Origin of the sequence: Leucobacter coleopterorum (assembly GCF_011382985.1) — a bacterium.
GTDB lineage: Bacteria > Actinomycetota > Actinomycetes > Actinomycetales > Microbacteriaceae > Leucobacter > Leucobacter coleopterorum.
On the sequence record NZ_CP049933.1, the window covers coordinates 2,957,918 to 2,983,270 of the forward strand.

Annotated in this window: 27 protein-coding genes and 3 pseudogenes; 5 read left to right on the plus strand and 25 right to left on the minus strand. The window is 60.5% G+C overall.

The window, feature by feature from the left end; all coding sequences use genetic code 11:
• Positions 1 to 85 precede the first annotated feature (85 nt).
• Positions 86 to 1,456 carry an NAD(P)/FAD-dependent oxidoreductase gene (locus G7066_RS13860; RefSeq protein ID WP_166331635.1) on the minus strand — a complete coding sequence of 457 codons (1,371 nt, stop codon included), beginning with the start codon at positions 1,454 to 1,456 and terminating at the stop codon, positions 86 to 88.
• Positions 1,457 to 1,599: 143 nt separating this feature from the next.
• Positions 1,600 to 2,082, minus strand: coding sequence for a helix-turn-helix domain-containing protein (locus G7066_RS13865; RefSeq protein ID WP_244303028.1), 483 nt, complete (start codon positions 2,080 to 2,082; stop codon positions 1,600 to 1,602).
• 208 nt (positions 2,083 to 2,290) lie between these two features.
• Between G7066_RS13865 and G7066_RS13870 the strand changes: the two are divergent.
• Positions 2,291 to 3,644: pseudogene (locus tag G7066_RS13870) on the plus strand (MFS transporter).
• 166 nt (positions 3,645 to 3,810) lie between these two features.
• Here G7066_RS13870 and G7066_RS13875 read toward each other — a convergent pair.
• The 14 genes and pseudogenes from G7066_RS13875 to G7066_RS13930 all read right to left on the minus strand — a co-directional run bounded on the left by G7066_RS13875 (position 3,811) and on the right by G7066_RS13930 (position 14,396).
• Complete coding sequence (locus G7066_RS13875) at positions 3,811 to 4,239, minus strand: hypothetical protein (RefSeq protein WP_166331636.1); 429 nt, start codon at positions 4,237 to 4,239, stop codon at positions 3,811 to 3,813.
• A gap of 32 nt (positions 4,240 to 4,271) precedes the next feature.
• Positions 4,272 to 4,784 carry a hypothetical protein gene (locus G7066_RS13880; protein ID WP_166331637.1) on the minus strand — a complete coding sequence of 171 codons (513 nt, stop codon included), beginning with the start codon at positions 4,782 to 4,784 and terminating at the stop codon, positions 4,272 to 4,274.
• Positions 4,785 to 4,903: 119 nt separating this feature from the next.
• A complete protein-coding gene (locus G7066_RS13885) occupies positions 4,904 to 5,752 on the minus strand; it encodes a tetratricopeptide repeat protein (protein ID WP_244303029.1) in 849 nt (282 codons plus the stop codon).
• Positions 5,742 to 6,755: a VWA domain-containing protein gene (locus tag G7066_RS13890; RefSeq protein WP_166331638.1), complete on the minus strand. Its 1,014-nt coding sequence runs from the start codon at positions 6,753 to 6,755 to the stop codon at positions 5,742 to 5,744. Before G7066_RS13890 ends, G7066_RS13885 begins: the two co-directional genes overlap by 11 nt.
• Complete coding sequence (locus tag G7066_RS16575; protein WP_244303030.1) at positions 6,752 to 7,252, minus strand: vWA domain-containing protein; 501 nt, start codon at positions 7,250 to 7,252, stop codon at positions 6,752 to 6,754. Before G7066_RS16575 ends, G7066_RS13890 begins: the two co-directional genes overlap by 4 nt.
• A 38-nt stretch (positions 7,253 to 7,290) precedes the next feature.
• Positions 7,291 to 7,776, minus strand: coding sequence for a vWA domain-containing protein (locus G7066_RS16580; protein WP_244303031.1), 486 nt, complete (start codon positions 7,774 to 7,776; stop codon positions 7,291 to 7,293).
• Positions 7,767 to 7,892 carry a hypothetical protein gene (locus G7066_RS17130; protein WP_280116175.1) on the minus strand — a complete coding sequence of 42 codons (126 nt, stop codon included), beginning with the start codon at positions 7,890 to 7,892 and terminating at the stop codon, positions 7,767 to 7,769. The genes G7066_RS16580 and G7066_RS17130 overlap by 10 nt, the downstream gene beginning before the upstream one ends.
• Positions 7,893 to 7,903: 11 nt before the next feature.
• Positions 7,904 to 8,257, minus strand: coding sequence for a hypothetical protein (locus G7066_RS13900; RefSeq protein WP_244303032.1), 354 nt, complete (start codon positions 8,255 to 8,257; stop codon positions 7,904 to 7,906).
• The gene (locus tag G7066_RS13905) at positions 8,250 to 9,134 is read right to left on the minus strand and encodes a DUF58 domain-containing protein (RefSeq protein WP_166331639.1); all 885 of its coding nucleotides are present in this window, start codon (positions 9,132 to 9,134) and stop codon (positions 8,250 to 8,252) included. Before G7066_RS13905 ends, G7066_RS13900 begins: the two co-directional genes overlap by 8 nt.
• A gap of 20 nt (positions 9,135 to 9,154) precedes the next feature.
• Positions 9,155 to 10,170, minus strand: a pseudogene (locus G7066_RS13910) (AAA family ATPase).
• A gap of 303 nt (positions 10,171 to 10,473) precedes the next feature.
• On the minus strand, positions 10,474 to 11,589 hold the full coding sequence (locus G7066_RS13915) for an ABC transporter ATP-binding protein (RefSeq protein ID WP_166331640.1): 1,116 nt from the start codon (positions 11,587 to 11,589) through the stop codon (positions 10,474 to 10,476).
• Between the two features lie 5 nt (positions 11,590 to 11,594).
• Entirely contained in the window at positions 11,595 to 12,092 is a 498-nt protein-coding gene (locus tag G7066_RS16585; protein ID WP_244303033.1) for an ABC transporter permease, read from the minus strand.
• Positions 12,010 to 13,293: an ABC transporter permease gene (locus G7066_RS13925; RefSeq protein WP_244303034.1), complete on the minus strand. Its 1,284-nt coding sequence runs from the start codon at positions 13,291 to 13,293 to the stop codon at positions 12,010 to 12,012. Before G7066_RS13925 ends, G7066_RS16585 begins: the two co-directional genes overlap by 83 nt.
• 5 nt (positions 13,294 to 13,298) lie before the next feature.
• A complete protein-coding gene (locus G7066_RS13930; RefSeq protein WP_166331642.1) occupies positions 13,299 to 14,396 on the minus strand; it encodes an extracellular solute-binding protein in 1,098 nt (365 codons plus the stop codon).
• 294 nt (positions 14,397 to 14,690) lie between these two features.
• Here G7066_RS13930 and G7066_RS13935 point away from each other — a divergent pair, with 294 nt between their 5' ends.
• From G7066_RS13935 to G7066_RS13950, 4 genes and pseudogenes are all read left to right on the plus strand, one after another.
• On the plus strand, positions 14,691 to 15,920 hold the full coding sequence (locus tag G7066_RS13935) for a flavin monoamine oxidase family protein (protein WP_166331643.1): 1,230 nt from the start codon (positions 14,691 to 14,693) through the stop codon (positions 15,918 to 15,920).
• 33 nt (positions 15,921 to 15,953) lie between these two features.
• Positions 15,954 to 17,423, plus strand: coding sequence for a PucR family transcriptional regulator (locus G7066_RS13940; protein ID WP_166331644.1), 1,470 nt, complete (start codon positions 15,954 to 15,956; stop codon positions 17,421 to 17,423).
• Between the two features lie 284 nt (positions 17,424 to 17,707).
• Positions 17,708 to 19,476 (plus strand): annotated as a pseudogene (locus G7066_RS13945) (phospho-sugar mutase).
• Positions 19,473 to 20,423 (plus strand): ADP-dependent NAD(P)H-hydrate dehydratase, encoded by a 951-nt coding sequence (locus G7066_RS13950; RefSeq protein WP_244303035.1) that lies wholly within the window; start codon positions 19,473 to 19,475, stop codon positions 20,421 to 20,423. Before G7066_RS13945 ends, G7066_RS13950 begins: the two are co-directional and overlap by 4 nt.
• On the opposite strand, the gene G7066_RS13955 is transcribed toward G7066_RS13950, so the two are convergent.
• From G7066_RS13955 to G7066_RS13995, 9 genes are all read right to left on the minus strand, one after another.
• Complete coding sequence (locus G7066_RS13955) at positions 20,420 to 20,629, minus strand: hypothetical protein (protein ID WP_166331645.1); 210 nt, start codon at positions 20,627 to 20,629, stop codon at positions 20,420 to 20,422. The genes G7066_RS13950 and G7066_RS13955 overlap by 4 nt on opposite strands.
• A 92-nt stretch (positions 20,630 to 20,721) precedes the next feature.
• Positions 20,722 to 21,237 (minus strand): hypothetical protein, encoded by a 516-nt coding sequence (locus G7066_RS13960; RefSeq protein WP_166331646.1) that lies wholly within the window; start codon positions 21,235 to 21,237, stop codon positions 20,722 to 20,724.
• 331 nt (positions 21,238 to 21,568) lie between these two features.
• Positions 21,569 to 22,135: a hypothetical protein gene (locus tag G7066_RS13965; protein ID WP_166331647.1), complete on the minus strand. Its 567-nt coding sequence runs from the start codon at positions 22,133 to 22,135 to the stop codon at positions 21,569 to 21,571.
• 125 nt (positions 22,136 to 22,260) lie between these two features.
• Positions 22,261 to 22,485: a hypothetical protein gene (locus tag G7066_RS13970; protein ID WP_166331648.1), complete on the minus strand. Its 225-nt coding sequence runs from the start codon at positions 22,483 to 22,485 to the stop codon at positions 22,261 to 22,263.
• 842 nt (positions 22,486 to 23,327) lie between these two features.
• Entirely contained in the window at positions 23,328 to 23,708 is a 381-nt protein-coding gene (locus G7066_RS13975) for a hypothetical protein (RefSeq protein ID WP_166331649.1), read from the minus strand.
• The gene (locus tag G7066_RS13980) at positions 23,705 to 24,007 is read right to left on the minus strand and encodes a hypothetical protein (RefSeq protein ID WP_166331650.1); all 303 of its coding nucleotides are present in this window, start codon (positions 24,005 to 24,007) and stop codon (positions 23,705 to 23,707) included. The genes G7066_RS13975 and G7066_RS13980 overlap by 4 nt, the downstream gene beginning before the upstream one ends.
• Before the next feature lie 56 nt (positions 24,008 to 24,063).
• Positions 24,064 to 24,357: a hypothetical protein gene (locus G7066_RS13985; RefSeq protein ID WP_166331651.1), complete on the minus strand. Its 294-nt coding sequence runs from the start codon at positions 24,355 to 24,357 to the stop codon at positions 24,064 to 24,066.
• Complete coding sequence (locus G7066_RS13990) at positions 24,350 to 24,652, minus strand: hypothetical protein (protein WP_166331652.1); 303 nt, start codon at positions 24,650 to 24,652, stop codon at positions 24,350 to 24,352. The genes G7066_RS13985 and G7066_RS13990 overlap by 8 nt, the downstream gene beginning before the upstream one ends.
• Positions 24,649 to 24,903, minus strand: coding sequence for an SAV_915 family protein (locus tag G7066_RS13995; protein WP_166331653.1), 255 nt, complete (start codon positions 24,901 to 24,903; stop codon positions 24,649 to 24,651). The genes G7066_RS13990 and G7066_RS13995 overlap by 4 nt, the downstream gene beginning before the upstream one ends.
• Positions 24,904 to 25,353 lie beyond the last annotated feature (450 nt).

The following is a 25,353-nucleotide window of genomic DNA, read 5'->3' on the forward strand; positions in this document are numbered from 1 at the left end:
GCCGAGGTCGACCGCCGCGGTGTTATGGATGGCGTGGGTGAGGATCGTGCTCATTGTGAACTCCTTCGTTCTGTTGTTGTGAGATCTAGCCCCGGCCCGTCACCACGTCAGCGATGTGGGCGATGGGTGAGGTCTTTGCACGGCCAGCAAGCTCCGAGTGGTCGGCGATGCCGTAGGCAGCGTAGAGTCCTTTTGTGGCGATCCAGCGCAGGGGCTCGGGCTCCCATTTGCGCACGCGGTGGTTGACCCACGGCAGCGAAGCGATCTCACTCTTGTTTCCAAGAATCAAGTCGGTGATCGTGCGACCAGCGAGGTTGGTCGAGGTCACACCGGTTCCCACGTAGCCGCCACCCCAGGCGAGTCCCGTCGAGCGGTCAAGCCCAACGGTCGCCGCCCAGTCGCGCGGAACACCGAGCACACCCGACCAAACGTGGTCGACAGCCGCGCCCCGGGTTGCCGGGAAAAAGCGGTGCAGAATCTCGCCCAAGATATCAACGGTGACCTCGGGGGTCTGCCCGTCGGTGTCGGTGCGAGACCCGTACTTGTATGGCACTCCACGCCCACCGATGGCGATGCGGTCGTCTGCCGTGCGCTGCGCGTACATATACACGTGAGCGAAGTCGCCCAGCACCTCACCTTTGTTCCAGTTCAGTTCGTCCCAGACGGAAGTGGGCAGCGGTTCGGTCGCGATCAGCGACGAGTTCATCGGCAGCCACAGCCGGTGCAAACCCTTGAGATTTGCGGTGAAACCCTCGGTGGCACGCACGATGTACTCGGCCGAGACAGCACCGTGGGTGGTGCGCACACGATGCGGTTCGATCTCGACGGCGCGAGTGCGCTCGTAAATTTCGACACCGAGGCGCTCACAGGCTTCAGCTAGCCCGCGAGCGAGCTTTGCGGGCTGAATTCTGGCGGAGTGCGGGTGCCACACGGCCGCCCGCGTGTTCGCCACGTTAATCTTTGCCTGCGCTTCGGGCGCTTCAAACAGTTCGAGGTCGGTGTATTGCCAGCTCTGCTCGCTCGCGGCAAAGGCCCGGATCCTCGCCTCCTGAGCGGGCGTGTAAGCGACGTTGAACTCACCGCCCTTTTTGATGTCGGCGTCGATCCCCTCGGCATTCGCAACCCGAATGACCTCGTCGACGGTCTCGTTCATCGCACGCTGAAAACGCTCGGCGGCGTCCCGCCCGTGGGTTTTGACGTACTGCTCTCGCCCGCCGGTAATCGCATTGGTCAGCCAACCGCCGTTGCGGCCGGAGGCCCCGTAGCCGACGTGACGCTGCTCGATCACCACAACTCGCAGCTCAGGCTTCGCCTGCTTGAGGTAGTAAGCGGCCCACAGCCCTGTGTACCCCGCTCCCACAATCGCGACGTCTGCGGTCAGGTTTCCCGGCAGCTCTGGGCGAGGATCGGGCGCACCGATCTGCTCCCACCAGTGCGACACGTTGCCGTTAATCATGTTGCTTCTTTCTCTCTACGGTCTTGGATCGAGTCAGGATCACGCCGGAGCGTGCGGACTCTCATGTGGAGTCGGCGGGCTGTTGATCCACACCACCGAAGCGGGCGCTGCGGAGGCATTCAGCACTCGATGTGGTACCGAGCTCAAAAACTCGATCGAGTCATCAGCACGCATCGTGTAGCAATCCTCCCCAGTTCAAACACGACCTCACCACTGGTTACAAGAAACAGCTCTTGCGAGTTACCGTGCACGTATGCATCGCTGCCGGTAGAACCACCCGGCTCGAAGCGACCGGCGTACACCTCAAGATTGCGCAGCGGAGGTAGCGAGAGCACGTACTTCTCAGCGCCCTCGAGCGGCAGGCTAGGGCGATCCGCCGCCCGAAGCACACCCCTTGTGTGCACCGTTGTGTCATCGAGTAACTGGGCTGGCGCTACGCCGAGGGCATCAGCAATCTTACGAAGTGACGCGACGCTCGCGTTGGTGCGTCCGTTTTCGAGTTGGCTGAGAAAGCTTGAACTCACCCCTGCTGCCGCGGCGAGCGCACGCAGACTCAGGCCGCTCAGCTCTCGGAACGAAGCGACACGTCGACCAAGTTCCGTCTCGGCAGACTCTTGCAAGTTCACGGCACCCTCACCACTGAACACCTTGTTCAGTACACGCTTCCTCACTGTACAGCGACTTCGGCGACAAGGCAATGGAACTCAACTGCGCCTCAAGCAATTGCCGCGTAGACTTGTTTCGTTCTGCCACAAGCGGATAGGCCCAACGTCGAGCGCACAGCCCGATCTCGGCTTCGCGCGAGACATATTCAATCGACCTTGAAAGCTCCACGTGTCAGCCAAACCCTCTGCCCAGGCAACAGCCGCACCGCGCAACACTCGATCCCGCGTGATTCTCGCGAGCCTCATCGGAACCACCATCGAGTTCTACGATTTTTACGTCTACGCCACCGCGGCCGTGCTGGTCTTCCCACACCTCTTTTTCCCATCCGAAAACGAAACCACCGCTTTGCTCGCGTCCTTCGCCACTTTCGGTGCAGCGATGCTCGCGAGACCAATCGGGCGGTGTTCTTTGGCCACCTCGGCGACCGGCTCGGTCGCAAGACCACCCTGGTCGCCTCACTTCTCACGATGGGGATCGCGACGTTCCTCATCGGCGTACTGCCGACTCACGCCATGGTGGGTGCCTGGGCCGCTGCCCTACTGCTGCTCATGCGCCTGACGCAGGGTTTTGCGATCGGCGGCGAGTGGTCGGGCGCTGCTCTCGTCGCAACCGAGAATGCTCCCGAGGGCAAGCGCGCATGGTACGGCACGTTCCCGCAGCTGGGTGCGCCCCTCGGCTTCATCATCGCCAACATGCTGTTCTTTGTGATCAACCACCTGCTGGCCGACCCCGCAGCACCGGGACAGCCCTCGGCGACCTTCCTCGAGTGGGGCTGGCGGATCCCGTTCCTGTTCTCGGCGGTCATGGTGATTGTCGGGCTGTGGGTGCGCCTGAAGCTGGTTGAGTCGAAGGCCTTCGAGCAGACCAAGGAGCGCGGCACCGTCAAGCGTGTGCCCATCGCAGAGGCGTTCAAGAACCACTGGCGCGCGCTGATCCTCGGCACACTGGCCATGCTCGCTACGTACGTGCTCTTCTACCTGATGACCTCATTTACGCTCACCTACGGCACCCGCCCGGTGATGCCCCTGTTCCCGGCGCAGGCTACACCTACAACGACTTCATTCTGATGCTCGTGTTTGGAGTGGTGTTCTTTGGCATCTTCACGCTCGTATCGGGGCCTCTCGCTGACCGTTTCGGCCGCCGTCGTACACTTCTCGTGGTGACAGCGGGTATCGCGCTCTTCGGACTGTTGTTTGTGCCGATGCTGGCCAGCGGCAGCACGCCGATCGTCATGTTCTTCCTGGCACTCGGTTTCACGCTCATGGGTCTCACGTTCGGCCCGATGGGCGCGTTTTTGCCCGAGATGTTCCCGACCAACATTCGTTACACGGGATCGGCCGTCTCGTACAACGTGTCGTCAATTCTGGGCGCCGCCCTGGCGCCGATCATCGCCGTGTGGCTGTGGGGCCTCGCAGACGGCAGCCCGCTGTACGTTGGCCTTTACCTGACCGGAGCAGCGCTCGTTACTTTCGTGGCGTTGCTACTCACGAAGGAAACGAAGGGCGTCGACTTCGAGGAGTAAAGAGACTCTTTGAGTTTGGGAGTTTGGGAGTTTGGATCCCTCCACGAGTGTCCAGGCACCTGACGAGTGCCCAGGCACCCGACGAGTGCCCAGAATCCTGACGCGTGACTACGGGGGCCGCTCGTTAGTTACCTGGGCGCTCGTGTCCAGGTAACTAACGATCGCACTAGTACCCGCGCATGCGCTCCTTGAACTCATTGACGTCACCCTCCGCGAGCAGCGGAGTGGAGTAGGCATCCAGCGTGAACCCGTCAACCGGGTCATCTGGATTCGTTCGTCGCGCTTCCGCGGCCGCACGAAAGTCTCCGGTGGGATCACGCGAGAGATCGGTGATGCCCGCGTACATGCGCGTTGGCTGCCACCCATCCCAGCTCAGGTATTCCCAAATGGCCTGCTCTTCAGGTTTTACGCTGCCGTAGAGGTCTTTCATGCGGGCATCGGGCAGACCAGTTTCGTACTCGTTCATCGAGATGAGACCGGCGGCATTGTTCGCCATAAACACCTCGTTGGCGGTGGCCAACATGTCGCTCTTCTGCTTGAGGTCGTGCACCGGCTCATTGGTGGTCCAGCCTTCGAACGTTAACTGTTTAAGCATCGACTCACCACCCTGGCCGTTGCGTTCCGGCTTCACCTGTTCGTCGCTGGTCTTCGTCCAGCTGACCCCGTAGTCGCGGCTGAGCCGATCCCGAACCTGCGCAAATATCTTTGCGACACGGTCCCGCTCTGCCTCGAGCGACGGCTGGGCGAGAATCTCCTGCTCTGAGTGGTCCTTAACCCGGGAAAGGCCTCGCGATGAAGCTGACCGGTCGATTTTGAAACTGCGTAGCTGCCCGCCGACGCCGTCTGTAGTACACCGAGGCTGCCGACTGTCGCCACGTTACACAGCAGCACAACCGCGAGAGACACGATCCCGAGTCGCCGCGCGCGCTTGGTAATGAGCGCCGCAACAACTGCGGCGATAACCGCCAACTGCACCGCAAACACCGTCACACTGAACAGAGCGTCGGCGGCCCCTGAAAAAGCCATCACCACCAGTACGAGCGCAAACACAATCGCAACGCTCAGAGCAACCCAGCCGAGCCAGTGACCCCGCACACGTGTGCGCTGTAGCGTTGCGGTTTCAAGCTTGGGCGATGCCACCCCCCGAGTCTGCACGGTCGCCCGACTCGCTCCGCGATACCCACCCTTCGGCGGCAGCGGAGGTGCACCCTCCGTGTTCGACACGTAAGACCGAACACTCCCGGTGTTCTGATCCTGACTCACCATGGTCTGTCCGTCCCTCCGCCAAAGCCGCCGTCAGACTTTCCTTGATCACGGTCTTGGCGCTGCTGAGCACCATCTTTTAGCTTCTTCTCGATCTCGTCCAACTGCGAGTCGTTCGGTTCTTGGTCTTGCGGGTTGGGTTTGGGTTCTTGCTCGCCTTGCTGCGGCTCTTGAGGCTCCTGCGGTTGCTGCTGGTCTTGATCTTGGCTCTGACCATCCTGCGGCTCTTGAATCAGTTTCTCCATGATGCGGCGCACGAGCTCTTCAAGGCTTTCCTTCATCGGGCGTTGGTGGTCGGGTGATGCAGCATCGGCTTCGGCCGTGCCACACTCCTTGGGCGCGGCACTGAGAATCTCAAGCGCCTTACGATACAGCTCCTGCCCCTTCTGCAGGTCACCGGCACCGGTCGCACGGTCACCCTGGCGCTCAACCACGGTTGCCAGGTTGTAACGCACGGCGCACACCTCAAGTCCCGAGACGAGCGGCAGAGCTTCTTCGAGAGCAGCCCTCGCCTTGTCGAGTTCGCCCAACTCGGCGAGACCCGTGCCGCGGTTGTAGGGCGCCTTGTACGGTTCAAACCAGTTGGCCACGCCCTGCCACTCGGCGGCAGACACTGTGCCTTCAAAGTCGGTCGCCACAAAAGAGCGGATCGACTGGTGAGCAAACGCGTACATGCTGAGTAGCTTCAGCACGAGCAGCGCGGCGATCAGCACAATCGGGATCGCGGAAATGCCAATCCACTTGCGCGCGCGTCGCCTGCGACGATTCTTTTGGAGCAACTCACCAAGAAGTTCTTCGCTTGGTGTTGGGGCGGGGTTGTTGTGTCGTTCTCGCTCATCGTTCACCCCGCTCTTGTCGCTCTTGCCGCGTGAGCCTGCCCAGCCGCATTGCGGCCGCGGTTGCGTTCGCGACCTCAAACACCAGCAGCACAACCGCTATGCCCGCGGGAATCCAGTACAGCTCGATGACCGTGCCGATCTCTCCGGAAGCATTGCGAGTTGTGGTTTTGGGGGTCTCAGGAAGCCGTAGAGCCTCGTCCGCCGTGCGGTGCACGTAAGAGACGTCGAGCTGACCCGCAATCCGCTCAAGGTTCGCGGTGTCGAGCACAGACATCGCGTCTTTGCCCTGGTACTGAATGTACGACTCGTTTTTCGCTTCGGGATCGGCATCGGTCACCCGCATGGGGCCACCTTTTTTGGTGCCGTAGCCGAGCACAAGACCGCCGCCAACAAAGTCTGCGCTCGCGCGGAACGAACCCGGCTCCGTGTCCGAGGTCTGCTCACCATCGCCCAGGTAAAACACAAGCCTGGCGCGATCCTGCCCGCTGTTCGCCGCGGCCTGCAGCAGATCACGCAGCACCCCGTTGGCCTGGGTGATCGAGCTGCCCTTCGAGCGGGTCGTCACCTCGGGGCTGAGCGTTGCCATTGCCGCACCGACGGCCGTTGTGTCGGTCGTTAGTGGCAGCCGCACGGATGTGGTCGAGTCGAAGGTAACGAGCGAGAACCGCGCGCCTGGATACTTATCGACGATGGTCTTCACGTCTTCGCGCACACCGTCGAGCCGCGGCTTGTCACCGTCCCAGTCCTCGGCCACAATGCTCGCCGAGGTGTCAACGAGAATGAAGACATCGGCGTTTGTCGCGTACGACTCGGATTGTCCGCCAGGGATCCCGGGCCGCAGCAGCATGGCCACGCACGCGAGCACAAACACCACCCGAACACCCCACACCGCGCGCGCCCGCAGGCCCGGTGCGCGCACGAGCGCCCACACGGCAAGGCCAATCGCGGCGATCGCGACCGGCAACAGTACTGCCGGATGAATGACTGGATTAAAAATCACTGAGTTCACAGTCGGATCCTCCAAGCCACGAGAATCCAGGTAAACCCGAGCACCGCAAAGATGCCGATCCACAGGTCTGGGGAGTCGGTCTCAACGAGCTGCTGGCTACCCTTGAGCAGCGTCGCCTCCTGCTGCTGCACCTTCGCAATGATGTCTGGCACCGTCATGGACTCGCGTAGCGCGTAGGATCGCCCACCCGTCTCGACCATCGCCTTCGAGAGCTCTTCGCTCTCTTTTTTGGACACTCCGTCAGCAGGGTTGATCGCGTAAACGCGCACCTTCTGCTTCTTCGCGTAGGCCGCGGCCTGGTCGAGGGTCACGGTTGGTGCGCCCTGCAACTCGTTGTCGGTTGCGAGAATGACGGTTCGGGATCGCTCCTCACCCTCGTGGTCAAAGCCCATCACACACGAGGTCAGCCCGTCACCGATCAGCGAGGCTCCGGCACCGGTCAGCGTGCCAGCCCAGTGCTCGGGGTACTCATCGACATAGTCAAAGCTCTTTTTCATGCGGGCGAGTTCACGCTGAATGAAGTCGTAATCATCGGTCAGGGGAACACCTGCACGGGCGAACTGTTGAAGATTGTGAGGCCGATCCGCTCGCCCTTGAGATCGGGAAGAAGCTTCTCGAAGACCTCAATCACCTCGGTAACAACCTCGCTCATCGAGCCCGAAACATCGAGACAGAGCACGACATCTCGGTTGGCGTTTTCGGGCTGAATGAGGTGGGTCGACATCGGCCGGGCGGTCACCACCCCGCCGACGGCAAGAGCGAGCGCGCCGATCCCGGCCAGCGTACTGAGCATGACCCGCCTGCGTCGTATCGCGTGCTGGTACCCCGGCAACGAGCGCACGCGCTCAGAACGCGAAAGGAGTGCGGGTGACTCCGGCGCCTCTTCTTTGGGGCCCCGCCCACGCACGCCCCACAGCACACCAATGCCAACCGCGAGCACCAGCAGTCCGAGGGAAACCCACAGCACCCAGAGCTGACCAAACAGCTGCCCGGCAAACTCGGTCGTTTCACTCAGTACCACGAGGTCACCACCTGCTTGCCAGCGGCGACGCCGGCGACCGGATCGATCACCATGTCACTGCGGAAGATGCTCGGGTAGTAGTGGCGCTGCATAGCGTCGATGAGCGCGGGATGCACCCCGAGCTCGATCAGGTCGTTGAGCCCAGCACGGGGGCCTCAAACCCGCTGTAATCTTGCACAAACGCGCGCACTTCACGGCTCAGCCGCCGGTTCGCCTCACGGGCGTCGATCTCACCCGCGGTGTAGGCCTGTTCGACTCGCCCTAAGCGGTCAAGATACTCGGCACGCAAGGCAGCGGTGATGAGATCACTATCACCAGAAGGGGCATCGGCGATGGTCTCCCTAGTGAGCTTGTAGCGTGGACGTGTCGCCCACAGCACCACGGCTCCCGCGAGAATAACCACTGCAATGACACCAAACGCAAGCAGCAGCCAGCCCCAGCCGTACTGGGCCGGCGGGTAGAGCCCCTCGATGTCAGACACGGGACCTCCGATCAAGCATGCGCAGCAGCTCTGACACGGCCGTTTCTGGCTCGCGCAGTTCGGCGTGGGTGATCCCGAGTTTGACCATCAACGCCGCCCGGTGTGTGGCGTTAGCACGGTCGAAAGCCGCCAGCTCTTCAAGCACCTCTTCGTCACCGTTCAAGAAGTCGGGGACGCGCCAGCCAGTATCAATGTCTACTCGCTGGGTGCCTGATCCGCGCCTCTCAAGAATTGGATCGGCATCGGCGATGGTCACCCACACCACATCGTGTTGAACCCGCAATCTGCGCATCAGCTTTTCCGTGCGCGCCGAGATCGGGGCCGCATCCGCGATCACCACGAGGATGCACCGGCGCGACACCGTGCGCACAACCGTGTCGAGGAGCTTTTCAATGTCACTGCGGGCAGCGGTGGGTGTTGTGGCGGTCTGGATCTTGCGCAGGGCAACCTCTAGCGCACCCTCCGACCGGCGGATGTCGCTGCGCTGCACCTGCTCTGCGTCACCACTGAGCACCCCGAACTGATCGCCGTGACGCAGCGATAGGAACCCCAGCATGCCCATAGCGAGGATCGCAAGATCGCGCTTTGGCTCGCCGTCCGGGGCGAGGGCGGCCATACCGCGACCCGAGTCAACGGCAAACAGCACTGTCTGAGCGCGCTCTGCTTTGGAACGCTTCACAAGCGGCACTCCGAGCCGCGCGGTTGCCCGCCAGTCAATGTCGCGAATGTCATCGCCGTGCTCGTAGCGGTGCAGGTCGTCAAAATCGAGGCTGCGACCGCGCAGCGCGGACTGGTATTCGCCATCTAGCGCGTTCGTTGAGAGGCGCGATGACGCGATGAAGAGTTTGCTCTTCACCTGTTCAATCAGTGTGGACATGTCTCTTGGGGCCCAACGCCCTACGGAGTAGGAACTGCGCCGAAGATGGCATCGATAATCTGCTCGCTGCGCACACCATCGGCCTCAGCCTCGAAGTTCAGCAGCACACGATGGCGCAGCACGAGGTGGCGCAGGCCGCGCACGTCATCGGGGTCACGTAGCTACGGCCACTGAGCAGTGCGAGGGCACGGGCCGCCTGCAAGAAGGCGATACTCGCACGCGGGCTCGCGCCATACTTCACGTAGCGTGCGAGATCCTCGCCAATGTACTGTGCCGGTTCGCGCGTCACGTAGATCAACTGCACAATGTAGTTACGCACCACCGGATCAACATAGATGCGGCTGGCAATGTCTTGCAGTTCGAGCAGCTCTTGGCGGGAAACCACCGCGTCAATTGAGCTGCCCGAAGCAAGTATGCCCGAGTCGATGCGGCTCAGAATCTCCGCCTCCTCGGCTGGGCTCGGGTACTCAACGATCTCTTTGAGCAGGAAGCGATCCATCTGAGCCTCGGGCAGCTCGTAGGTGCCCTCTTGTTCGATGGGGTTCTGCGTCGCGATCACCAGGAACGGCTCGGGGAGGCGGTGCACCTCACCGCCGATGGTGGTCTGGTGTTCCTGCATCGCCTCGAGCATGGCGCTCTGGGTTTTGGCGCTGGAGCGGTTGATCTCATCGAGCAACACGAAGTTCGCGTGTACCGGGCCGAGCACGGTGCGAAACTCTGCCGTCTGAGCATCGTAGATCTGGTTGCCCGTGATGTCGCTGGGCAGCAAGTCGGGCGTGCACTGAATGCGCTTGAACGAGGCCTGTACCGCCTCGGCGAGCGTGGTTGCCGCAGTAGTCTTTGCGAGGCCGGGCACACTCTCAAGCAGCACGTGCCCACCGGCGAGCAATCCGACAAGCAAGCTGACGCGAAGGCGCTCCTGCCCCACCACCTTCGAGGTGTAGGCGGCCGAAATGCGGCCCAGCTTATCTGCTGCTGACGCGATTTCTTGCTCGCTCGGCGTCGTTCTGGTTGCGGGTGCTGCGACTTGGCTCATGCTCTGCGGGTGATCCTCACGTGACTCTTATTTCCCCGGGCAAGCATAGCCGTTGCCGATTGGAGAGATATGAGATTGCCGTGTGGATCGACCGAATCGGCCCCCGAATCGGGTGTAGCCATATTGCTAGTTGAAGGTGACCTCAACTAGCAATATCGCTACACCCGATCGAGGTGGTGGCGCAGAGCGGGACCACGGGACCACGAGGCTGCCCCCGAGAAAGGTCCATGGCTGCGGGCTACGTCGCCGACTCGCCCGCCTCCCCGGTGTCAACCAATAGCACTCCCGAAGAGATATCCCACATCATCGCGACATTGTCGCCACGGTTGTGGATCCTCGCTTCCTGACCCAGTCGCACGGCCCCTCGCTGCCATCGGGCAACTGCACAGTGTAGCGGCGCGAGGCCCCCAGGTAGGTCACGTCGGTAATGGTCACCGGGATCGCGTTCTGCGATTCCGTTGGCACGCTCCCCGCAGGTTCGAGCCGCAGGTTTTCGGGCCGGATCAGGATCGCGAGATCTTCGTGCGCCGATTGCCCGTCGGCCACCACACGGTGCCCGGCAACATTAATCGCGGTGCGACGCTCTCCGTCAGCAGCCCCCTTGCCGAGCAGCACCGTCGACTCCCCCAAAAAGCGGCCAACAAACAGCGTCTGCGGGGCCTCGTACAGGTCTTCCGCGGTGCCGACCTGCTCGATTCTGCCGTTGTTAAAGACCGCAATACGATCCGACATCGACAGCGCCTCTTCTTGATCGTGAGTCACGTAGACGAACGTCGAGCCAACCTCGCGGTGAATGCGTTTGATCTCGTTCTGCAGCCACTCGCGTAGCTTCTTGTCGAGGGCACCCAGCGGCTCATCCATGAGCAGCACGCGAGGTTCGTAGACAAGAGCCCTGGCAAGCGCGACACGCTGCTGCTGTCCGCCGGAGAGCTCGGAGGGGTAACGATCCCCAAAGTCCCCCATGCGAACCATGCCGAGCGCGGTCGCGACCTTCTCCTTCTGCTCCGCCTTCGAAAGCTTCCGGCGCTGCAACGGATACGCGATGTTTTCGGCCACGGTCTTGTGCGGGAAGAGCGCGTAGTTCTGAAACACCATGCCGATGTCGCGCTTGTGGGGCGGCAGCTTCGCCACGGGTTTGCCGTAGATGTGCAGCAGCCCCTCGGTCACCGAGGTGAAGCCCGCGATCATGTTGAGGGTGGTGGTCTTGCCTGATCCTGACGGGCCCAAAAACGTCATAAATTCACCCGGCTCAATCACGAGGTCGATCTCGTCGACCACCGTGCTCTCGCCGTAGCGCTTCGTGACCGAACTGAGGCTTATCCCTGCGTCGCCAATGGTGTGGATCGCGCGGGTGTTCAAGCCCTCGGCGCGCAACTCCTGCTCGTGCTCAACAGGCAAGGGAGTGTCGTTGTGAGTCATAGCGTTCACGCTACAGGTCGCTTTCTCTTGCGGGTGGCAAATTGCGCGACGAGCATCACGATCACCGAGGTGAACATCGTGACAACCGCGACCGCGGCCACCGTTGGGTCGTTAGTCTGTGTGACGCTGTTGAAGATCTTCACAGGGAGCGTCTGCAGGTTCGGGGACTGAATAAACAAGGACAGGATCACCTCGTCGAACGAAGTGACGAACGCAAAGAGCGCGCCAGCCGTGACTCCGGGGGCGATGAGCGGCAGAGTGATGCTAAAGAACGTGCGAACGCGCCCACCGCCTAGGCTGGCCGAGGCTTGCTCGAGGCGGGGATCAAGACCCTGCAGAGAAGCCATCACGTTGGTAATAACGAGCGGCATCGCCACAATCGTGTGCGCCAGCACGAACCCTGGAAGGGTGCCCAGCAGGTTAAGCCGCAAAAACAGCGAGTAGAGGCCGACCGCGAGCACAATACCGGGCACGATGAGAGGCAATAGGAAGTAACCCTCCATGAGCCCCTTGCCTCGAAACTTCACCTTTGAGAGCCCTAGCGATGCGAGCACCCCGACAGAGGTCGCGACGAGCATGGTCAGCACGGCAACCTGCAGCGATGCAAACAGTGACTTGAGCCAGTTCGGGTCGGTGAAGAAGTTTTCGTACCAGCGCGTCGAGAACCCCTTCGGTGGGAAGTTGAACGAGGGCGCCTCGTTGAACGACATGGGAATGATGACGAGTGTTGGCACAATCAGCCAGATCACAATGAGCACGGCGAAGATGCTGAGCAGGCGTTTTGAGGTCATCAGCGATCCACCCCGGAAACAGGCTGCCGTTTTTATTGAAGCGCGACACGATCACCAAAATGAGGATCGTGCACGCGAGCAAAAAGATGCCGAGCGCGGTGCCCTGGCCCCACATCAAAAAGACGCTGATCTGCTGCTGGATCATCGCCGAGATCATGATCTCCTTTGACGAACCGAGCAGGGCCGGGATGATGTAAAAACCGAGCCCCAGAATGAACACGGTCACTCCGCCCGAGAAGATGCCGGGTTTTGAGAGCGGCAGGTACACCGTAAAGAACGCGGTCACCGGGTTCGCCCCGAGATTCGAGGCTGCCGGCAGCAGTCGTTTGTCAATCTTCGCCATCGACGAATAGAGCGGCAGCACCATAAACGGCAGCAGCACCTGGCTCATGCCGAGGGCAACACCGAAGGTGGTGCGGATCAGCGGAATCGGCCCGATGTCGAACCAGGCGGCAAGTATGCCGTTAATAGGGCCGGTGTCTTGCAAGAGCACCATCCAGGCCAGCGTGCGCACCAGAATCGAGGTCCACAGCGGCATCATGATGAACAACTGCATCATGTTGCGCGTGCGATCCGACACGATCGTCATGAGGTAGGCGTATGGATACGCGAGCAGCAGGCACACAACGGTGACCAGGATCGCGGTACCGAAGGTGCGCAGCACCACGTTGAGGTTGCCCGGTGTGCTGAACAGCCACTGGTAGTTCTGCAGCCCCGGTTGGGGGTCCGTAACCGAGCGCACAAACACGTCGATCAGCGGTGCCAAGAAAAACAGCGAAACAATAACGAACGCCGGTATGAGCAGGAGCAGGGGCCGCCAGTTTTTTGGCCCCCGCTTCTTCACCCCGGTGTCCGCACCGAGGGCGATCGCGCGTGTTGACACGTCGCCCTCGGTGACAGAATCGATGGCCATTGGTGTTAGTTACCCGTTGCCCAACCGGCCCACGCTGCGGCGAGCGCGTCGTAGTTCTTGACCCAAAAATCCACGTTGGGTGAGATGCCGGTGTCGAGGTGCTCGGTGGTCATCCACTCGGTGAGAGTGGCGTCCATCTTGGGCTTCGCATCGACGTTGACCCCACCGTAGGAGGTAAGCTCGGTCATCTTGGCCTGCTGCTCGGCACCGATGGAGTAGTTGACGGCTGCGAACGCCGCGTCCTTGTCTTTGACACCCTTCGGGATGCCGTTCGAGTCGACCATGATCATCCACTGATCCCACATCGGTGCGACAGGAGCACCGGCACTCGCGGCACCGTAACCACGACCCGACCATACAAGACCCATGACGGCCTCACCCGCTTCAAGCTGCTGCTGCGCCTGCGCGCCGGTGGTCCAGCCAATCACGTTATCGCCGAGGTCCTTGTACATGTCGAAGGCACCGTTGATGTCTTCGGGCTTCAGGTTCTTGACGTCTTTGCCCTGCGCGGTGAGTGCAAACTCGACGGTCTGCGGATCAACGTAGGTTGACTGGCTGACGGTGCGCTTACCGGGGAACTTTTTGGTGTCGAAGAAGTCGGCGGCACTCTTCGGCGGGTTGTCACCGAACTTGTCAGTGTTGTATACAACGACCAGGCCGTAGAGAATCTGCGGCACCATGCACTTGTCGGTGATGGTGCCCTCGGGAATCTTCGAGGTATCAACCTTTGACATGTCGTATTCTTCGTAGAGCGTGCCACAGCCTCGGGCGGTGTCGAACTGCGTGGTGTTGACGATGTCCCAGCTCACGTTGCCGCTGTCGACCATTGCTTTGAGCTTGCCCGCGTCAAATGCGTCCTGGTTGACGGTCGCGCCCGAGGCGTTTGCAAACGGATCCCAAAGCGCCTTCGTCTGGCCGTCCTGGAAGACCCCACCGGATCCCGCGAAGGTGAGGGTGACACCGTCGAGGGCACCCTCTTTGATCTCACCAGCGACGGGGGTGCCGAGGTCGTGCGTCGGTGCCGCCTTGGGCTCGGATCCGCTACCGCTGCACCCAGCCAGCGTCAGCGCAAGGGCCGCGGATGCCGCGGCGAGCGCAAGCATCCTTCGAGTTCTAGGGTCTTGAGTGTGGCCATCCTGTTTCCTCACTTCATTGTGTGTTGTGCCGTCCGCCGAGCGGATGCTTTCGAAGCTAACAGCGTGCACGGGCACCTACGGGCCTCCCGTTACCCCTTCGTTACCGCCTGGGGCGATATTTCATAGCTTCGTACACCGCCCACAAATCAAGTAGTACGAACATAAGGAATCCAGCCCGCAAGCCGCCTCTGCGCACCACGTAGGCGATTCTCGCTTCTACTATGAATCAGGACACAGCACCCAGTTCAAGGAGGAACAGGCATGAACATTGTTGTCATCGGAGCCGGGCTCGCAGGGCTCACCGCGGCCTGGGAGTTGCACAAGTCCGGACACCAGTGCACTGTTCTTGAGGCTCGGGATCGGGTTGGCGGACGCACCTGGTCTGCGCGGCTGGGCAATGGGGAGGTCACGGAGCGCGGTGGTGAGTACGTGTTTCCGACCGAGTATCCGATTCGCAAGCTGGCCGCAGAAGTCGGTGTGCCGATCATGTCGCACAACGTGCGTTACGCCCGCCGCACGGTCAACGGTCGTATCATATCGTTCGCCGAACTCAGTGCGACCTCTGATCGCGTGCGCGCCACCCTGGCGGGCATGGTCGCTGACGGAGAAACCCGGGTGTCGCTTGAGCGTGCGTTCGCCGAAGCGCTCGGCCCTGACTACCGTCTAGATCCCGTCTACCGCCGCACCACCACCTCGGCAGCGGCCGATCCAACGCTCGTGAGTGCGGAGGCCGTGCTGCTGCACGAGTCATCGACCGCGGGTGGATACATCGAAGACGGCGGCCGTTTTGTCGGCGGCAACCAGTCGCTCTCGCTGGAACTTGCCCGCAGGCTCGGAGATCGGGTCCGCCTTGAGCACCCAGTCACATCCTTGGATCAGTCACCAAACGGTGTGCAGCTTCAACTGAGTGACGGAACGAGGATCGACGCCGAAGCGGCGGTTATTTCGGTTCCGCTGCCGATCCTGTGCGAAATCGAACTCGGGTTTGCTCTGCCAGAAGTGCAGCAGCTCGCCCTCGATCACCGGTTCATGGGTGTCGCCGCGAAACTCGGCGTGCCGCTCAGTTTGGTTGATGATGACGTCGCCCTGCAGAACCCCGAGCACACCTGGTGGTCATGGCGATCCCTATCAATTGACGGTGAGAGTCGTGTGAACGCTCTCTCCTCCTTCACGGGAGGTCCGTTTGCGTTTGAAGCGCTCGGGGTTTCGAACGGGCCGGAGGGCTGGGTGCGCGAACTACAAAGGATGCGACCCCAGCTCAAAATCGACGGGGAGGTGCTGCTTACCGACTGGTCGGTCGATCCCTGGACCAGGGGCGCCTACAGCGCACCGTCACTCGAATGGACAGCGGAGGACGCCGGCGCCTTCTCACGGGCCGCCGGTCGTGTGGCCATTGCGGGAGAGCACACCGGACTCGCGCAGTCCCTCTCGGGTGCGGTCGCCTCGGGATATCGTGCAGCCACCGCACTGGATCGTGCGCTCAGTGCATGAACCGAAGCGTGAACATGCGGATACATTGAAGCCATGACCTTCACAGTTAGGTCGTTACTCGATCTCCCTGAGGCCCGGACCACATCACTCACCCCGGGAGTCGGCGAGGATCGCACAATCTCCTGGGCGCACGTCTGCGAGTTGGGCGACCCCTGGCAATGGCTGGGTCAGGGGGCACTGCTCATGACCACGGGGATTGGGATTCCTGAGTCGAGTGAGGATCAATGCGGTTACTTGCAAAAGGTGCACGCCGCCGGGATCGCGGCCGTCGCGATCGATGAGGTAGCCGCGCGCGTTCCGTTCACCGAGGTGGCACTGCTCTATGCAGCGCACATTGGGCTGCCGGTGCTACAAACCGCACACGAGGTTCCCTTCGTTGTGCTCGCAAAAGCGGTGGCCTCGACGGGACGACAGGAGCGAGTCAACCGCTTGCACCTGACGGAGAGATTATACGCCGTGGCGGGGAAGCACACCGTCGAAGATGCCATCGAGACACTACTCGAGGCACTTGAAGAGGTGCTCAGCAGCCGACTTCAGCTGCGCCCGAGTCGCGGCGGCGATATCGGTCTCCCCCAAGAGTTACCGGGCACGATCTCTCAGATCTCCTCACGAATATATTCCACCCAGCTCCTCGCACCGGGAACACCAGAGCTGCGCTTTGCGGTCGAGGGTCCCACCGATCACGCGCTTATGCTGCACGCCGCCGGTGTAATCAGCAGCGCGCTGTCGGTGAAAGCTGCAGCCAGGCGCAACGAGTGGATGCACGGCTCACTCCTGCTGACCGATCTGTGCGACGAGTCCGTGCCGTCAAGCCCCGCCGAACACCTCGTTGCCGCGTACGACGTGCTCTCTCCCTATCTCTTCGCGGTGGTGCAGAGCGACAACGCACGCTCCGCGCTTGACGAGGTGCACGCCGTGTTTGCCGCGGACCGGGTTCCGGCCCTCGCCACGATCAAAGACGGGCACGTGCTGATCCTCGCCGAAACCGGGGATCGTGTCGAGCGATTGCTTGAGCTGCTCGCAACAAACGACACACGAATTGGCGTGAGCGCCCAGTTCTCGCAGCTGAACGATACTCCCGCGGCACTCAGGCAGGCGCGAAGCGCTCTGATACGAAACCGCCAGTCGGGCCGCGTACTACGCTTCGAAGAGAACGAGGCGACGTCACTGTTTCTGCCGAGCAACATGGATCAGTTGCGAGGGATCGCGCGCCAGGTACTTGGACCTCTGCGCACTTACGACGAACAGCGAGGCACCTCACTCACCCAAACACTGCGGGTGTTTCTTGAGGAGAACCGCAGTTGGGTGCGTGCGTCGGAGCGACTGTATGTGCACCGGCAAACACTGATTGCGCGCATCTCTCGCATCGAGAAGATCATCGACCGGGATCTATCTTCGATCGAAGACACGGCCGAGTGCTGGCTGGCGGTACAGGCCGCCATAGAGTGCGGCGATCTCGAGCCGGGCGAGTACGTGCCGGCGGACGTTGCCGATGAAGACTAGGCGTCGACACGCTCGCAGGCGCAGCGGCGTTCCTCGGGCACACCGGCGAGTGCCTCCTCAATGTGCTGGCCGCAACCCTGCCAGGTAGTCTTGCCACACGTTGCACAGGGGCTGGAGAACACATAGTGAATGCCTTTCGGTCGTTTGACTTGTGGACTAAGCCACACAGACTCATCGTACCTCTCTGCTTTGTATGCGAATCGAGACGGTTGGCAAGCGCGTCATGGCTCTCGGTGGTAGCTTAAAAGTCAGTGAATCGGCGGTAAGGGAAGAGGTGCCCGAGGATGGCAGACCGCACTCAGCAACTCATCGAGGAGGCGATTGCCTGGGTCGACCACGACCTCGACGAGGTCACTCGGCAGCAAACTCAGGATCTGATCGAACTCGCTCGGGCTGAGAATACCGACGCGCTCGCCGAGCTCGAGGCTGCCTTTAGCGGGCGTCTCGCGTTCGGCACGGCCGGGCTGCGCGGCCCCATCGGAGCAGGCCCCTCCCGCATGAATCGCGTCGTAGTGTCCCAAACCAGCGCTGGCTTTGCGGCCTACCTGCATGACCGTGCCGCCCGCGGCGAAACCAGCAAGAGCCCCTCGATCGTGATCGGTTACGACGGTCGCGTCAACTCCGAGGTATTCGCGCACGATGTCGCAGAGATTATGGCTGGGGCGGGGATTCGCGTGACGCTATTGCCAGAGGCAGGACCAACGCCGCTGACCGCATTCGCCGTGCGCTATCTCGGCGCATCCGCTGGCGTCATGATCACCGCCAGCCACAATCCGCCACAAGACAATGGGTACAAGGTGTATCTCGGCGATGCCGACGGCGGTTCCCAGATCGTACCCCCGGCCGACGGTGAAATCGCTGCCCACATCAATCGCGCAGCCAAGATCCCGGTCGCTGACCTTCCACGATCCCGAATCTATACCGTCGAGGGCCCCGCACTTCTTGAGGCCTATGTTTCTGAGACCGTCAATGCGCTGTGCTCGGGTTTTCCCCAGCACAACGGAATGACCGTCGGTTCACACACCCCCCTCGCCATCTCGTACACTGCAATGCACGGTGTCGGGTCAGCCATCGCGCAGCGAGTCTTCGCGGCCACGGGCCTCCCCGCGGTCACACCGGTGCCCGAGCAAGACGAACCAGACGGCGCGTTTCCCACTGTCTCCTTCCCAAACCCAGAAGAGCCCGGTGCACTCGACCTGGCTTTTCGCACCGCACGCGAAATTAACGCGGAGCTGGTGGTTGCGCACGATCCAGACGCTGATCGCCTCGCCATCGCACTGCCGCACTCTGAATCCGCTGATGGATACAGGCGGTTGACCGGCAACGAGCTCGGTTTGCTGCTCGGTTGGCGCGCTGCGGAGCGTGAGCGCGTGCGCGCTGCTCTTGCGGGGCGGGCGCCAGCTGGTACCCTCGCCTGCACGATTGTGTCGTCTCCTGCACTGCGCGCGGTTGCCGAAGACTACGGTCTCGATTACGCAGAGACCCTCTCCGGCTTTAAGTGGGTATCGCGCGTACCAGGGTTGATCTTCGGGTTTGAAGAGGCCCTCGGATACCTCACCCACCCCGAAATCGTGCGAGACAAGGACGGCATTTCGGCAAGCGCCGACGCCATCGCGATGGCGCGAGAGTGCGCCGCAGCGGGCCGCACGATTTGGGATCTATTGGATGACGCAAGCATGCGCTTTGGGCACTTCGCAAGCGGTCAGGTCACACTACGCCTGGCCTCGATGACCGCCGCGACCGCACTCTCGGAGCGGGTGCGGCAGCAGCCACCCCCGATTTTGCGGGGATAGCCGTGGCGCGGTCTCAGGATCTGCTGCTACCGGGTGCCGCGGAGGTACCGGCGAACGTGCTCCGCTACGATCTGGCCGACGGGTCGCGGGTCATGATTCGGCCAAGCGGAACCGAACCAAAACTCAAGGTGTACATCGACACGTTCAGTGACGAGGGTGGCCTTGCCCAGCGCCGCGAGACCGCCGAGTCAACGCTCGTGCGCGTTGAGGCAGCGGTGCGGAAGTACCTGGCGGCTGCTCAGAGCAACGAGACACCGTGACCGAGCGCTGGTCCGTAACCGATGCAGCCAAGTGGTTGCGTGTGCCCGGACCGGCCGACGATAAGTACCGCCGCGGAGTGCTCGGCATGCGCACCGGCTCGACGCAGTATCCAGGGGCAGCGGTGCTGAGCGTCACGGCCGCCTGGCGGGCGGGCGCGGGCATGGTTCGTTACAGCCCACCTCTCGGCGACAGCACACCGTCTCTCGGGTTGCCTTCTCCCGCCGCCGCTGTTCTCGCGACTCACCCCGAAACGGTTTTTGACGGGGGTGATCTGCGTTCCTGCAGCGCATGGGTGATCGGTTCGGGCACCGACCCCCTTCTGCGCGCGGAACCCGAACACAAACGACTGTTGAAATTGCTGAATGGGGCGGATCCCGTCGTCGTCGACGCGGGAGCGCTCGAGCTGGTTGGAGCACGCAAGGGCGCAATCGCCGCGCCAACCATCATCACCCCGCACCATGGAGAGTTCACAAAGTTGTGGCGCAGCTGCGGTCTCGGTGAGCTTCCGCGGTGGTGGGGTGACCTCAGAGACAACGGTAGCTCAGACCGAGTTGGCACGAGTCACCTGGCAGAGGCTGCTCTCTGCCTAGCGGGTTGCCTCAGAGTGTCGGTGCTGCTCAAGGGCTCCGTGACCGTGGCTGCGACTCCGAATGGCCGACACCTCGCTTCGGGCCCGGCAACTCCCTGGCTCGCGTCGGCGGGAACAGGCGACGTGCTGGCAGGGATCCTTGGCGCGCTCGCCGCAACGCACTCGGCTGAGGTGCGAGCTGATCCTGAACTATTTGCTGAGCTCGGCGCGACCGCAGCGACTCTGCACGATGCCGCAGCCCGTCTTGCCGCTGACGATCCCGCGGGTAACGGATCGGGGCATCCGATCACGGCACTTGATGTGGCGGCCGCGATCCCCTCTGCTTGGGAGAGCCTGCGCAAACTCGACGCCGGCTAGGACATGAACGATTGAGTGAACATCGCGGAACCGATACCCCAGTTTGCCGCGGAGACAAACATTGCAGCAATGGCGAAAGCAATGGCGAAAGCAATGCCTCGCTGGTTGTACATGTTGATGCGCACAAACGCGATTGCCACGATGACGAGGCCCACTATTGGAATGAGTAGACCAGCGCCAAGGGCAATGAACGCGAGTATGCCCATTTTCGGTGTACTGCGAGTTCTGGTTCATTCAGTTGTGGTGAACTGATTGGTTGTTCTGACATGAAACCCCTTCATTGGCGTTCGGACATTCGTTACTGCTCAAACTGAGCTTCGCTGAAGCGACGGATCGCTTCTTCAGGATCAGTGAGTGCGTCGCGTTCTTGCGGGTGATCTAGGTAACACTGCATCAACGCCGCCACCACATTCGGATCAGAGCCAAGCTCAGTCGCATCAACATGAAAAATCCGCCCCCCGTCAGCCTCGATGCGCACACACGGCAAGACATTCTTCCGCCACTCACTGCCCTTGTTCACCATCGCAACAGTGACGTTATTGATCTGGTCCCAGCGCAAAAACAGATCCTGATGCTTGTGATTCAGGCCAACATGATCCGGCGCTAGGCGAATACCGATGTTCGCCCGAAATACCCGCGCAACTTCTCGCCACCCATGCACGCTCAGGCCCAGAAAGACAACGCTGAATATCCACACCGACCAGGGCGCAGCACCCCCCACGTTCCCGCTGTTCTGTACCACTGCCACAATGAGAAAACAGACACCGTAAATGCCAAGCGTTGTTCCGATCAGCACAACCCCGGTCGTGATCAATGGGTTAAGTAGTGGGATTTGGGAAACCCAAGTCACTAGCGGCCAGGTGCGATGCCTCACACGGCCTTCCTTTGAATCAAAATAAATGCCGAGACCCATTGCGATGAGACCCCAAACCCAAAAGAGCATACTGATTCGAAAAAATCCCGATAGAAACGGTGGCGGAGGAAGGTAAATGAACGTGGCGGCAGTGAGAAGCGCAAAGGCAACTATCCAATAGCCCCACCAAGGCGTCTGGAAAGCATAAAAACCGAAGGCGAGACCTTACCGCCGCCAACTGCTTGAGTCCCCTGGCCCATATACACGTGAACCAACCGAGTTTTCACTTTCATCACCGAAATGACCCGTACGTCTCCGGCTGATGGCGCCTGCGCGGATCGAGCGTCGGAGATATCCGATATTTTCCGGCCAGTCCCTCATCAACAGCCTGGCGCGTGCGTAACGATACCCAGCTCTCCCAAGCTGCCTCGCCACCCACACCGCCAAAGTATCCACCCACTGCACCTGCTCCAGCACCTATTAGTCCGATCGTGATAGTGCCAACACCAGGAAAGGCCACAGTGCCTAGAGCGGCCCCTGCCGCGGCACCAGCCACGCCGCCCGCCACCCCACCGGCAAACCCAGCCGCCACCTTCGACGGCGACTCCCCGTCATAGATGTCATAGGCAGCCGACGCCAAACCGCCTAGGGCACCAGCAGCCTTGCCACCCTTCGACAGAAAGTCCTTCACCCCAAGCTTCTTGATCTCAGCATCGATACCGTTTCGCGCCTTCCGATGCACATCCTCGTCATACCGCTCACCCCGCGCATTCCGCGAAGGATCACCCGACCGAGCATCCTTCTTGTGATCCTGCCACCGATCCTCATACTCCTTCTGCTTGTCCAGAAAGTGAGACAAATCCTTGCTGATCCTACTGTCCGACTCCTCCGCTAGCGCATCAAAGGTCGCAAGCGAGCACTCAGTCGACCTCCGCGAAACCACAGATTGTTCAGCCCGTTCAACCGGGAGAGTTAGCCTCAACATCACACCTCAACCTGCGCATCACTGAAGCGACGGATCGCTTCTTCAGGATCAGTGAGCGCGTCGCGTTCTTGCGGATGATCCAGGTAATAACACGCGAACGCAGCAACCACGTTCGGGTCTGAGCCAAGCTCAAAAGCCTCAACGTGAAAAACTCGGCCCCCATCAGCTTCGATTCGCACGCACGGAACAACACGCTTCCTCCGCTCCGTACCCTTGTTCACCATTTCAACAGTGATGTTACTGATCTGGTTCCAGCGTAAGAAGCAGTCCTCGCGTCCATGATTAACACCAACACGATCTGCCGCAAAGCGAACACCAACATTTGTTTTGATCCCCGGTAGACCTCTCTCCAGGTGAACACGCTCAGCCCAAGAAAAGCGATGCCAAACAGCCATGCCGAACGAGGGGCGGCCGTCAACAGATTCCCGCCATCACGCACAAGTCCTCCAGCGACAAAAATTGCACAATAAATCGCAAACGTCATTACAAGTGTTGCGGACACTATTGACACGAGTTGGTTGACGAGCGGGATCTGAGAAACCCAAGTAAGTTGCGATACCATGCGATATCTAATTGCCCCCGTTCTAGGGTCAAAGTAGCTGACGATACTGACGGCAATAATGCACCATATGCAGAAAACGATGGTTAATGCAAAAAAACCATAAAAAAAAGATGGAGGTGGCGCATATATTAGAGTGATTAGTAACATGAAAATAAAAACAATTAGTCCGCCACACACAGCTAATCGTCTTTGAAGCGAGTGAGACCCAGCCCTAACGTTTTCTACGTCGTCTTTTTGACACTTTTCACTTAGGCGAATACTGCTCAATTGCGTCCTAGCGCTCATCATCGATAGCTTCCGTATGTCTCCCAATCATCGCGTGTGCGCGGGTCGATAGTCGGAGATATTCGATACTTTCCGGCTAGTCCCTCATCGATAGCTTGGCGGCTGCGCAATGAGACCCAGCCTTCCCAAGCAGCTTCACCTCCTTTGCCACCCCAGTACCCCCAAAGGCTCCGGTGATAAAACCTCCAGCAGCCCCACCGATTGCACCTGCCGCTGTGCCTAGCCCTGGGAAAAGGAACGTTCCTGCGGCGGCTCCTGCGGTTCCTCCGGCCCAAGCACCAGCAGCCCCACCAGCCAACCCACCAACAGCACCCGCCGCGACCTTCGACGGCGACTCCCCGTCATAAATGTCATACACAGCCGCCGCCAGCCCCCAAGCGCACCCGCAGCTTTGCCACCCTTCGACAAAAAGTCACCTACGCCGAGTTTCTTGATCTCTGCATCAATACCGTTACGGGCCTTGCGATGTGCATCCTCATCGTAGGTTTCACCCCGCGCATTCCTGGCTGGATCACCAGACCGACCATCCTTCTGATGCTCCTGCCACCGATCCTCATACTCCTTCTGCTTATCCAGAAAGTGAGACAACCCCTCACTCACCCGCCGATCCGACTCTTCTGCCAAAGCATCCCAAGTCGAAAGCCCAGAATCACGGAGATGTTTCGCCAAATCCTCCACCACATCAAGCTCCCCACACGCTCAAGCAACGGACCAAAATAATCGGTAATCCATTTTTCAAGGTCCGTTCTCCACGTCGCTACCAAGCCCTGAAGCTCCCGGAACAGCTCGACCTGTTCTGCATACGTTTTCTTGGCCGCTTGATCTGAACCATCGGCCAAACAGGCCGTCATATCGGGAGCTGTCGGCGGGTGAATATACCATTCCTCGGTGACCTTCAACTCTGCTTTCTTCGCTGCATCCGCATAATCAGCAAACTGGCTTCGGCCCCGCTCAATCAGCCCCCGTACGCATCGGTCACCGAAGAAGCATCCTTCGCAAAACTGGCTATGACCTTGATCGCGTCTGCGTGCTGGCTCGCAGCGTACGTAAAAGAGTCGAGAGACTCACCTTCCCAGAAGAAAGTCATATTTCCAGGAATAATCCCCAGCCGATTCGCGACGTCATCGAGCCTGTCATGAATCGTCGACATACTGCGAGAAAGGTCATATAGCGCCGCAACCTGCCCCACGATCTTCAAATCGATAGGCCCGCTCGAAGCAAACACGGCAGAGCTTAGTGGTTTAACCATCGGGCAACACGTCCTTCAGCTTCTTGAACACGTCTGCGGCCTCTTCATCACCCGAGAGCAAATCATTCGCAACCTCAAGCACGAGATCGCTGAGCCCTTCCTCAGCAAAAACAACCCGCTCCGCTTTTGCTTTCAGATCGGCACCAATCGCAGAAAGTTCGCTCGACGCTGACCCCGCATCAGCCGCAGTGGGAAACCCGCTCAAGGCTCCCTTCAGATCACCAACAATGTAGGAGAACGTGTTCAGCTGATTCTTAATACCCGCCAGGTCAATATCGATCTTGCCGCCACTCATGCGATCCTCCCATCAGCTAGAAGATTTCTCGGCAGCTCAGGATCAAACGCCACGATGTCAAACGGTTGCGTCTCTTGAATCGAGTCAAGCGCAACTGTCTCGATCAATTTCCAGGGCTGGTTTTTACCACACGCGTCGAGCAGTCGATCCAACGCCGTAAATACAAGAAGGGCACCTCGCTCATCAGTGGTCTGGTGTACTTCTGCGATAAGCCCTCCCTCGGGCAACTCCCTCACAGGAAGGTACAGCACCGGTGGAACTACGGTTGTGGAAGCGCTAGCGGATGCGGGCTGCTAGGTTCGTTGATAGGCGTCAAACAAACCACCAGCACTCTGGGCAGGATACTGCATCGTTGAACTACCTCGTCTCTACGAAACAACAAAATCCATTCATAGAATAGCAGCATTCATACACACCGGTGCAGCCCAGCAGGGCATTCCTGAGGCCGGTGGTTGAGGCGTGTCGCCATCCTAACGAGCAAGGCCCCTGGTGGTTTTTGACTTACGATGCCCGGTCACAACTCGCTGTAAGGTGCAACCGTAGTGTGAGCGCAGATCAACCGTACGCCCACTCATAGGGTTGATCTGGGCTCACACAACAGCGTTTTGGGACGCGGTGGACACGGTGGACTTGCACCACGAGGAAGCTTGATTTCGGCTCGCTGAAACAGCAGCCCCAGCCAAACCCCAAACGGCAGGGCA

Coding starts and splice junctions, on each gene's coding strand:
- G7066_RS13985 (WP_166331651.1), bottom strand. CDS start 24,357: ATGGTTAAACCACTAAGCTCTGCCGTGTTTGCTTCGAGCGGGCCTATC.
- G7066_RS13905 (WP_166331639.1), bottom strand. CDS start 9,134: ATGTCCACACTGATTGAACAGGTGAAGAGCAAACTCTTCATCGCGTCA.
- G7066_RS13935 (WP_166331643.1), top strand. CDS start 14,691: ATGAACATTGTTGTCATCGGAGCCGGGCTCGCAGGGCTCACCGCGGCC.
- G7066_RS16575 (WP_244303030.1), bottom strand. CDS start 7,252: ATGAAAAAGAGCTTTGACTATGTCGATGAGTACCCCGAGCACTGGGCT.
- G7066_RS13875 (WP_166331636.1), bottom strand. CDS start 4,239: ATGCTTAAACAGTTAACGTTCGAAGGCTGGACCACCAATGAGCCGGTG.
- G7066_RS13860 (WP_166331635.1), bottom strand. CDS start 1,456: ATGATTAACGGCAACGTGTCGCACTGGTGGGAGCAGATCGGTGCGCCC.
- G7066_RS16585 (WP_244303033.1), bottom strand. CDS start 12,092: ATGGAGGGTTACTTCCTATTGCCTCTCATCGTGCCCGGTATTGTGCTC.
- G7066_RS13990 (WP_166331652.1), bottom strand. CDS start 24,652: ATGAGTGGCGGCAAGATCGATATTGACCTGGCGGGTATTAAGAATCAG.
- G7066_RS13930 (WP_166331642.1), bottom strand. CDS start 14,396: ATGCTTGCGCTCGCCGCGGCATCCGCGGCCCTTGCGCTGACGCTGGCT.
- G7066_RS13915 (WP_166331640.1), bottom strand. CDS start 11,589: ATGACTCACAACGACACTCCCTTGCCTGTTGAGCACGAGCAGGAGTTG.
- G7066_RS13940 (WP_166331644.1), top strand. CDS start 15,954: ATGACCTTCACAGTTAGGTCGTTACTCGATCTCCCTGAGGCCCGGACC.
- G7066_RS13955 (WP_166331645.1), bottom strand. CDS start 20,629: ATGGGCATACTCGCGTTCATTGCCCTTGGCGCTGGTCTACTCATTCCA.
- G7066_RS13970 (WP_166331648.1), bottom strand. CDS start 22,485: ATGGTGAACAAGGGTACGGAGCGGAGGAAGCGTGTTGTTCCGTGCGTG.
- G7066_RS13925 (WP_244303034.1), bottom strand. CDS start 13,293: ATGGCCATCGATTCTGTCACCGAGGGCGACGTGTCAACACGCGCGATC.